Below are 9,363 nucleotides of genomic sequence, written 5' to 3'. Positions count from 1 at the left end.
GCAGCTCCTGCGCCGCATCCAACTGGCAGGCCAGCGCCAGCGCCCAGCCATAGAGCATGATCAGCCGCGGCGTGCTGGCCAGCAGCTCGTCCGGCAGGTTGGTCTTCCAGCGCAGCAGCATGGCGACGTTCTGCTCGGCCAGCAGCTGCTCCTCGGAGAGGTTCTGCACCAGGCTGGCGGCGACGTCGGCCTGGCCGGCCAGCAGCGCCTGCTCGATGGCGGCATCGAGCATGCCCTCGGCGGCGAACCAGCGACAGGCGCGCAGGTGCGAACTGCCGCGCGAGCGACTGAGGCCCTCGGCCGGGCGCGCGTTGAGCAGATCGGAAAACAGATGGTGGTAGCGAAACCAGCGCCCCTGCTCGTCCAGCGGCACCAGGAACACCTGGTTGGCCTGCAGCTGGCGGATGATCGCGGCGCTGTCATGGCTGTCGCGCAACGCGTCGCACAGCTCGGCGCAGAAGCGCTCCAGGCAGGCGGTGTCGTAGAGGAACTGCTGCACCTCGGCCGGCTGGCGCTCGATCACCTCCTCCAGCAGGTAGTCGCGGATCAGCCCCTCGCCGCCGTGTAGCTCGAGCCTGGCCTGCGCCTCGCTGCCCAGGTCCTCGCCGGCCAGCAGCCACAGGCGCAGACCGGCGACCCAGCCCTCGCTGCGCTGCAGGATGCCGGCGACCTGCTGGCGTTCCAGGCAGGCGCCCTGGCTGGCCAGCAGGGCGTCCAGCTCGTCGGCGGTCAGGCGCAGATCCTGCTCGCTCAGCTCCAGCAGCTGGCGCGACAGGCGCAGACGCGCCAGGTGCCAGTCCGGCCGCTGGCGACTGGTCACCAGCAGCAGGACGCCGGGTGGCAGGTGATTGAGGAAGAACTGCAGGCAACGGTCGAGCACCGGCCCCTGGGCCAGGTGATAGTCGTCGAGCACCAACAGCAGCGGCTGACCGCCGTCCAGTTCATGGGCCAACTCGTCGAGCAGGCCGTCGAGCCACTGCTCGAAGGCGAAGGGCTGATGGCGCTGACGCATCTTCAGCAGGCCCAGCGCCTCTTCCCCCAGGCTCGGGTAGAACTGCTGCAGGCCCTGCAGCAGGCGTTCGAGAAAACGCCCGGGATCGCTATCGCGCTCGCTCAGGCCCAACCACAGGCTGTGCCAATGGGCCGGCAGGCGCTCGCAGAATTCGATGGCCAGGGAACTCTTGCCGAATCCGGCCGGCGCACAGACCAGCAGCAGACGGCCCTGCAGCCCCTCCTCCAGACGCTGGCACAAGCGCTCGCGGGGCGTATGCCCCGCCGGTAGCGGCGGCCGGTAGAAACGGGCTTCGACCGGCGTGGCCGGCATGTAGGGGAAACCTGGCGAACGGGAAAGGTCAGTCATCGGCCAATTCTTGGAAGTCTCGTGTATGCAGCGGGCGCGACCTGACCCCAGCCTAGCGGCTTGCACTGACCATTTGAAGCGCCGGCTACAGTCGGTAACGAAAAAGCCGGTTGGCAAGCGCAGCAGCTGCGGTTGCCAGACCCGGGCTCAACTGGCTGCGGTGCCGGCAATGGCGGACCAGGCTGCGCCATGTGCCCAGCCCAAGAAAGCCGGCGCGCAGCAACGAAAAAGCCGGCACAAGGCCGGCTTCTTCGTGTTGCAGGACGCGAGGGTTTAGCGCACGCCCGCCTGGCGCAGCGCCGCCGGGGTGTAGTCGCTGCCGGCTGCCTTGTAGTTGAAGTCGTAGGCCTGTTTCTCCTCGTTCTTCATGCCCAGGGCCAGGTAACGACCGGACAGCAGGTCGTACAGGGTCTCGACGGTGTACCAGGGCACCTGCTTGTCGTAGTAGTACTGAGCATGAGCCTCGGCCACGCGCCACAGGGTACCGCGACCGTCGTAGTGATCGATCAGTGCGGCCTGCCAGGTGTCCTCGTCGATGAAGAAGTCACGCTTGGCGTAGATGTGGCGCTCGCCGTCCTTCAGGGTCGCGGTCACGTGCCAGACGCGGTGCAGCTCGTAACGGGTCAGGTCCTGGTTGATGTGGCCGGCCTTGATGATGTCGGAGTACTTCAGGCTCGGCGAATCCAGCTTGTAGGCGTTGTAGGGGATAAAGATCTCCTTCTTGCCGTTGAGCTGCCAGTTGTAGCGATCCGGCGCACCGTTGTACATATCGAAGTTGTCGGAGGTACGCAGGCCGTCGGAGGCGGTACCCGGACCGTCGTAGGACACCTGCGGGGCGCGGCGCACGCGACGCTGACCGGCGTTGTACAGCCAAGCCAGACGAGGTTCCTTGACCTGGTTGAGAGTCTCGTGCACCAGCAGCACGTTACCGGCCAGACGCGACGGGGCGGTGACGCGCTGCTTGAAGTAGAACAGCACGTTGCTTTCCTTGCTGGCGTCGAAGTCGGTCAGCGCATCGCGGAAGGTGAACTCGTCCTGGAAGTACACCAGCGAGTAGGAACCGTTGGCCTGCGGCGTGGCCTGGGTGACCAGACGACGCACGCTGCCGCCGCGGTAGCGGGTGATGTGGTTCCAGATCGCTTCCAGACCGTTCTGCGGGATCGGGAAGGGGTTGGCGGTCTGGAAGTTTTCCAGGCCGTTGCCGCCCTCGACCATCTTGGTATTGACCGCGTTCTGCTTGGTCGCCTCGAGCACCGCCGACGGCAGGCTGGCCGAACGGTGGGTCGGATAGACCGGCATCTTGTAGCTGTCCGGGTAGCGCTTGAACATGGCCAGCTGGCCGGGAGTCAGCTTGTCCTTGTACTGCTCGACGTTCTGCGCGGTGATGGTGAACAGCGGCTGCTCGCTGGCGAAGGGGTCGGAGAGGAAGCCCTTGCCGTCGACGGTGCCGGCATTGGCCGGCAGGCCGCCGGTCCAGGCCGGAATCGAACCATCGGCGTTGCCGGCCATCTCGGCGCCCAGCGGCGTCAGGCTGGTGCCCAGCTTGGCCGCTTCGTCCGGAGATACCGCCGCCATCACGCCGCTGGCCAGCAGGGACAGGGTCAGGACGCCGCTTTGCCACAGAGTTTTTGTTGTTTTCATTCGCATCATGATTCCTCGAAATTCCTGGCCGCTTAGAAGTTCAAACCGAAGCTGAGCGCGACGAAGTCGCGGTCGATATTGGTGTTGTACTCACCACCGAAGAAGTCGGTGTAGGACAGGCTGGCGGTGTAGGTGTTCTGGTATTCGGCATCCAGGCCCAGGCTGATGGCCTTGTTGCCTTCGTTGAAGGTCGGACCGTAGCCGTCCACGTCATGCGACCAGGACAGGCTGGGCTTGAGGTTCACGCCGGCGAATACGCTGTTGTAGTCGAGCACCGCACGCAGACGGTAACCCCAGGAGGTGTTGGTGAAGAAACCCTTGTCGTCGCAGTTCTGCGGATTCGCCGGGTTGGCAATACCGGTGCAGAGGCTGTTGTCGGGGTAGGCGCCAGCGCCGAACTCAGGGGCGCGGCCGAAACGCAGCTCGTTCTTGCCCAGGTTGCTGACGTGCGTATAGCCCACCTCGCCCACCAGGGTGAGGCGCTCGGCGCCGGCGACCTGATCGACGAACTGGGTAACGCTGACCTGCGCCTGAGTCATGGGCTTGCGCACATAACCGGTCAGCATCTCACCCTCGCCGAACGCCGCATGGCCGCTGGTGTAGATCGGCAGGTTGGTCGGTACGCCAAGCAGACCAGCGATAGGGCCCTGGGCGATGGAGGCCAGGGTCAGGTCGGTGGTGTTGATCTGCATCGGCATGTTCGGCCGATAGCTCAATTCGCCGTTCACCGCGGTGGAGCCGACGTTGGTGGCGAAGCTCACGCCATGCAGGCGAATGTCTTCCGGGTATTCCAGCCCGTACTTGGCGAACAGCTCGCCGGTGGCCGGATTCTCTACAGAATCGGGGAACAGGTAGACGCTCTGCCCCGCCTTGTAGGACAGGATCGGCGTACGGCTGTGGTAGTTCATGGTGTAGAAGCCGAACTCGGTATTGTTCAGTTCCTCGACGAACCAGCGCAGTGCGATACCGTACTGCCCGCTGTCGCGCGCGTCCTTGTCGGCCATGCGCCCCACATACCGATAACCCGGGCTGCCCGGACCACCCAAATCGCTGCCGTTGACGGCCAAACGATCGACGCAGCCGTCCTGCACCACATCGACGGCGAAGAAGGTGCCGCAGTTGTCGAGAACCGTCTGGTCCCACTCGAGCTGATAGAACACCTCGGCCGAGAGGTTGTCGGTCAGGCTCTGCGACACATAGAACATGTTGACCGGGATCAGGCCTTCCTTGATCTCGGCGCCGGGACGACGGAATGCCGAGACGTCCACCGGGTTGATCGAGTTGATCGAGTTCTGGATAAAGGTGCTCTCGCCCCAGCTCACCACCTGCTTGCCGACGCGCACGCTGCCCGGCAGGTCGCCGATGGCGTAGTTGTGGTAGAGGAAGGCGTCGAGCAGTTGCACGCCGGACGATTGCGCGGCGGTCTTGCGGTTGCTGTCGTCGATGTCGTAGAGCAGGCGGCTCTCGTCCTTCAGCTCGAAGTCGTACCAGTACTTGCCGCGCACGAACACACCAGTATCGCCGTACTTCAGCTCGAGGTCGTGGATGCCCTTGAAGATCTTCGAGAAGGTCTCGCCCTTCTTGAAGTTCAGACGACCGTCGTCGCCGGTCTGGGACGAGGCCTCGCCACCGTTACGACTCCCCACCAGACTCGGGTCGGCACCGCGCACCGCCCAGCTGGCACCGACGGACAGCTGCGAATCGAACTGACCTTCGATCTCGCCGATATTGAAAGTGACGCCGAATGCCGGAGCGGCGAGGGTGGAAGCGAGGCTGACGGCCAGCGGCAGTTTCGCCAGGCGCCAGTAAGGGGTTGTTTTTGTCATCGACGCTACTCCATCTATTTTTTGTTATGGATGCTTGGACTATAGCCAGCGGGTATTACTGCTTGATCCCTCGAAAGTGTGATTTGCAGCCCCCAGGCACTCTGGCTCGCCGGTTTCAAGGCCTGCGACCAGCCAAGCATGGACGTGAAACAGCAATTAGCAAGCCAAACGCTTGTTTGACTGAGCGGTCATTTCCGCCGCCCAGTCAAACCGCTACTCACAGGGTGGAAAGGAAGGCGCTGCCGGCCTCCTGCCACTGGGCGATATCGACGCGAATGCGCTTCTTGTCCAGCTTGCCGACGCTGGTCTTGGGAATTTCGGTAACAAGGGCGATCTGCGTGGGAATAGCCCACTTGTTGATGTGACCCTGCTCGACGAAAGGCTTGAGGTGCTCCTTGAGCCCCTTGGCGTCCAGCGCCTGGCCTTCACGCGCCACCAGCAGGGCAAACGGCCGCTCGCCCCACTGCGGATCGGGTACGCCGACTACCGCCACCTCGCGCACCGCCGGATGGCGGCTGATCAGGTCCTCCAACTCCAGCGAGGAGATCCACTCGCCGCCAGTCTTGATCACGTCCTTGATGCGGTCGCGGATCTCGATGAAGCCCATGCCGTCGATGGTCGCCACGTCGCCGGTATGCAGCCAGCCGTGCGCCCAGAGTTCCTCGCCCTTCTCCGGCTCGCGGAAGTAGCCCTGGGTCAGCCAGGGCGCGCGCAGCACCAGCTCGCCCTGCGCCTCGCCGTCGCTCGGCAGCAGCCTGCCCTCGGCATCCATGATCGCCGCCTCCACCAGCGGCACCGGAATGCCGGCCTTGATCCGGTAGGCGGTGCGCTCGTCCTCGCTGCCGGCGCGCAGCTCCTCGTTGAGGTAGGCACAGGAAATCAGCGGGCAGGTCTCGGACATGCCGTAGGCCGCGGTCAGCTGGATCCCGCGCGCCTTGGCCGCCTCGTACAGCGAACGGTTCAGCGCGCTGCCGCCGATGATCATCTTCATCCCGCCGAAGTCATGGCCCTGGGCATTGGGTGCATTGAGCAACATCTGCAGGATGGTCGGTACGCAGTGGGAGAAATTGACCTGCTCCTCCTTGATCAGCCGGCACAGCATCTCCGGCTCGTAACGACCCGGGTAGACCTGCTTGACCCCGAGCATGGTGGCCACGTAGGGCACGCCCCAGGCGTGCACGTGGAACATCGGGGTGATCGGCATGTAGACGTCGTCGTTGCCGAGCAGGCGAATGCTGTCCAGCGAGCCCATGGTGGCGGCCATCGACAGGGTGTGCAGCACCAGTTGGCGATGGGTGAAGTACACGCCCTTGGGGTTGCCGGTGGTGCCGGTAGTATAGAAAGTGGTGGCCACCGAGTTCTCGTCGAAATCGGCGAAGTCGTACTGCGGGCTGGCGGCGGCCAGCAGGCTCTCGTACTCGCCGACCAGGTTCGGCAGCGCCGCGGTCTTGTCCTCGCCATCGGTCAGCAGCAGGGTCTTTTCCACCGTGGTCAGCTGGCCGGCGATGCCGTTGTACAGCGGCACGAACTCGCTGTTGACCAGCACGAAGCGATCCTCGGCATGGTTCATGGTGTAGAGGATCTGCTCCGGCGACAGGCGGATGTTGATGGTATGCAGCACCGCGCCGAGCATGGGGATGGCGAACATGCACTCGAGATAGCGGTGGCTGTCCCAGTCCATCACCGCCACTGTGTCGCCGGCCTTGACCCCTGCCGCGCTCAGCACGTTGGCCAGGCGCGCGACGCGCTCGTTGAAGGTGGCGTAGCTGTAGCGCAGCTGATCGCGGTAGACGATCTCGCGGGTCTTCTCGTAGCGGCTGCCGGACAGCAGCAGGCGCTTGATCAGCAGCGGGTAGGCGTGGGCATTGGCGGCGGAAGGGATCAGACGGGTCTGCAACATGGAGTCACCTGAAGGCGCACAAGGAAGGGATGCTGCGACTCTAGAGCGGCGCCGGCGGGGCGAAATCAGCCCAAAGAATGATTTGCCGCGTGACCCTTTGGCCACTTTCGGTCACAGGTTAGAATCCAGCCATGCAGCCGGTCGCGAAACAGGCTGCTCCCAGCCCAACTTTCGTTCGAGGTAACAGCTATGTCCGACATCGTCATCGTCAGCGGCGCCCGCACCCCCATGGGCGGCTTCCAGGGCAGCCTGGCCAGCGTGTCCGCCGTCGACCTGGGCGCCGCCGCCATTCGCGAGGCGGTCAGCCGCGCCGGTATCGCCCCGACCGAGGTGCAGGAAGTGATCATGGGCTGCGTGCTGCCCGCGGGCCTCAAGCAGGGCCCGGCGCGCCAGGCCGCGCTCAACGCCGGGCTGCCCGCCGCCACCGGCTGCACCACCATCAACAAGCTGTGCGGTTCGGGCATGAAGGCGGTGATGCAGGCCTTCGACGCGCTCAAGGCCGGCAGCAACCAGGTGATGATCGCCGGCGGCATGGAAAGCATGTCCAACGCCCCCTACGTGCTGGAAAAGGCGCGCACCGGCCTGCGCATGGGCCACGGCGAGATCAAGGACCACATGTTCCTCGACGGCCTGGAAGACGCCCGCAGCGGCCGCCTGATGGGCTCCTTCGCTCAGGAAACCGTCGATAAGTACGGCATCAGCCGCGAAGAGATGGACGCCTACGCCATCGAGTCGCTCAAGCGCGCCCAGGCCGCCATCAAGGACGGTTCGCTGGACGCCGAGATCGTGCCGATCACCGTCGCCACCCGCAAGGGCGAGGTGCTGGTCAAGGACGACGAGCAGCCGCTGACCGCCAACCTGGACAAGATCCCCGCGCTCAAGCCCGCCTTCCGCAAGGACGGCAGCATCACCGCGGCCAACGCCAGCTCGATCTCCGACGGCGCCAGCGCCCTGCTGCTGATGACCGCCAAAGAAGCGGCCAGGCGCGGCCTCAAGCCGCTGGCCAGGATCGTCGCCCACGCCACCCAGAGCCAGGAGCCGAGCGAGTTCACCCTGGCCCCCATCGGCGCCATGAGCAATCTGCTGAAGAAGACCGGCTGGAACAAGGACGAAATCGACCTGTTCGAGATCAACGAGGCCTTCGCCATGGTGACCATGCTGGCCATGCGCGAACACGGCCTGGATCACGCCAAGGTCAATGTCTTCGGCGGCGCCTGCGCCCAGGGTCACCCGGTCGGTTCCACCGGCTCGCGGATCATCCTCACCCTGATCAACGCCCTGCAGAAGAAAGGCGGCAAGCGCGGCGTCGCCTCGCTGTGCATCGGCGGCGGCGAGGCCACCGCGGTGGCCATCGAACTGCTGTAAGCCCGCCCATCACGACAGAGCCCCGCAGTTGCGGGGCTCTGGCGTTCAGCGCATCTCGCTCAGCGCCAGCTTCACGCCGATGGCCACCAGCACCGCGCCCATCAGCCGATCGAACCAGTGGCCCATGCGGGCGAAGCCGGCGCGCACCCGCTGCTGGCTGAACAGCCAGGCGACCATGCAGAACCACAGCGCGGTGGCCAGCGCCAGGTAGAGGCCGTAGCCGGCCTGCACCGGCACCGGCGTGTGCGGGTCGATCACCACGGTGAACAGCGACAGGAAGAACAGCGTCGCCTTGGGGTTCAGACCGTTGGTGACGAAGCCGCTGACGAAGGCGCCGCGAGCGCTGCGCTCGCCCGCCGCCAGGCTCAGCTCGGCACTGGCCGGATCGGCCGGGCGCGCGCGCAGCGCCTTGATGCCGATATACAGCAGGTAGGCCGCCGCCAGCCATTTCAGCGCGTTGAACAGGACGATCGACTGCGACACGATCAGGCCGATGCCGAGCAGCGAGTAGGTGACGTGCACGAGGATCCCGGTGCCCACGCCGAAGGCGCTGAACAGCCCGGCGCGACGACCATGGGCCACGCTCTCGCGCACCACGATGGCGAAGTCCGGCCCCGGGCTGGCCACGGCCAGCAGGTGGATCAGGGCGACGGTGAGAAACTCGGTCCAGTACATGGTGGCTCCGCAGCGGCAGGCGAGGTCTGGTAGGCTCGCCAATCTACTCCTGCGCCCCCTCTGCGAAAAGGTACAGCTGATGAGCAACAGCGCCCGCGCCGTCTTCCTCGACCACGCCTCCCTCGACCTCGGCGACCTCAACCTGCTGCCCCTGCAGCAGGCCTTCGCCACATTGACCCTGCACCCGCAGACCGCCCCCGAGCAGGTCGCCGAACGCCTGCAGGGCGCCCAGGTAGCGATCAGCAACAAGGTACCGCTGAGCGCCGCCACCTTCGCCGCCTGCCCCGAGCTCAAGCTGGTGCTGGTCACCGCCACCGGCACCAACAACATCGACCTGGCCGCCGCCCGCGCCCATGGCGTGATGGTGAGCAACTGCCAGGGCTACGGCACGCCGTCGGTGGCGCAGCACTGCCTGATGCTGCTGCTGGCCCTGGCCACCCGTCTGCCCGACTACCAGCGCGACGTCGCCGCCGGGCGCTGGCAGCAGGCCAGCCAGTTCTGCCTGCTCGACCACCCCATAGTCGAGCTGGAAGGCAAGACCCTCGGCCTGCTCGGCCACGGCGAATTGGGCGGCGCGGTGGCGCGCCTGGCCGAGG

General features: G+C 65.5%; 6 protein-coding genes and 1 pseudogene. 2 read left to right on the top strand and 5 right to left on the bottom strand.

Annotated elements, in window-relative coordinates; translation table 11 throughout:
- The 4 genes and pseudogenes from N878_RS05065 to N878_RS05050 all read right to left on the bottom strand — a co-directional run.
- Positions 1–1,360: pseudogene (locus N878_RS05065) on the bottom strand (helix-turn-helix transcriptional regulator); the annotation flags it as partial.
- Between the two features lie 273 nt (positions 1,361–1,633).
- Complete coding sequence (locus N878_RS05060) at positions 1,634–3,001, bottom strand: DUF1329 domain-containing protein (RefSeq protein ID WP_021442595.1); 1,368 nt, start codon at positions 2,999–3,001, stop codon at positions 1,634–1,636.
- Between the two features lie 32 nt (positions 3,002–3,033).
- Positions 3,034–4,827, bottom strand: a complete 1,794-nt coding sequence (locus tag N878_RS05055; RefSeq protein ID WP_021442594.1) for a DUF1302 domain-containing protein — start codon at positions 4,825–4,827, stop codon at positions 3,034–3,036.
- Positions 4,828–5,044: 217 nt separating this feature from the next.
- Positions 5,045–6,727, bottom strand: a complete 1,683-nt coding sequence (locus tag N878_RS05050; RefSeq protein ID WP_021442593.1) for a fatty acid--CoA ligase — start codon at positions 6,725–6,727, stop codon at positions 5,045–5,047.
- 189 nt (positions 6,728–6,916) lie between these two features.
- On the opposite strand from N878_RS05050, the gene N878_RS05045 reads away from it, so the two are divergent.
- Positions 6,917–8,092: an acetyl-CoA C-acyltransferase gene (locus N878_RS05045; protein ID WP_021442592.1), complete on the top strand. Its 1,176-nt coding sequence runs from the start codon at positions 6,917–6,919 to the stop codon at positions 8,090–8,092.
- Between the two features lie 45 nt (positions 8,093–8,137).
- Here N878_RS05045 and N878_RS05040 read toward each other — a convergent pair whose 3' ends face one another.
- Positions 8,138–8,767 carry a LysE family translocator gene (locus N878_RS05040; protein ID WP_021442591.1) on the bottom strand — a complete coding sequence of 210 codons (630 nt, stop codon included), beginning with the start codon at positions 8,765–8,767 and terminating at the stop codon, positions 8,138–8,140.
- 79 nt (positions 8,768–8,846) lie between these two features.
- Between N878_RS05040 and N878_RS05035 the strand changes: the two genes are divergently transcribed.
- On the top strand, positions 8,847–9,363 hold a 517-nt coding region (locus N878_RS05035; RefSeq protein ID WP_021442590.1), incomplete at its 3' end, for an NAD(P)-dependent oxidoreductase.

This window comes from Pseudomonas sp. EGD-AK9 (genome assembly GCF_000465935.2).
GTDB lineage: Bacteria > Pseudomonadota > Gammaproteobacteria > Pseudomonadales > Pseudomonadaceae > Aquipseudomonas.
This window is presented reverse-complemented; position numbering and strand designations above follow the sequence as displayed.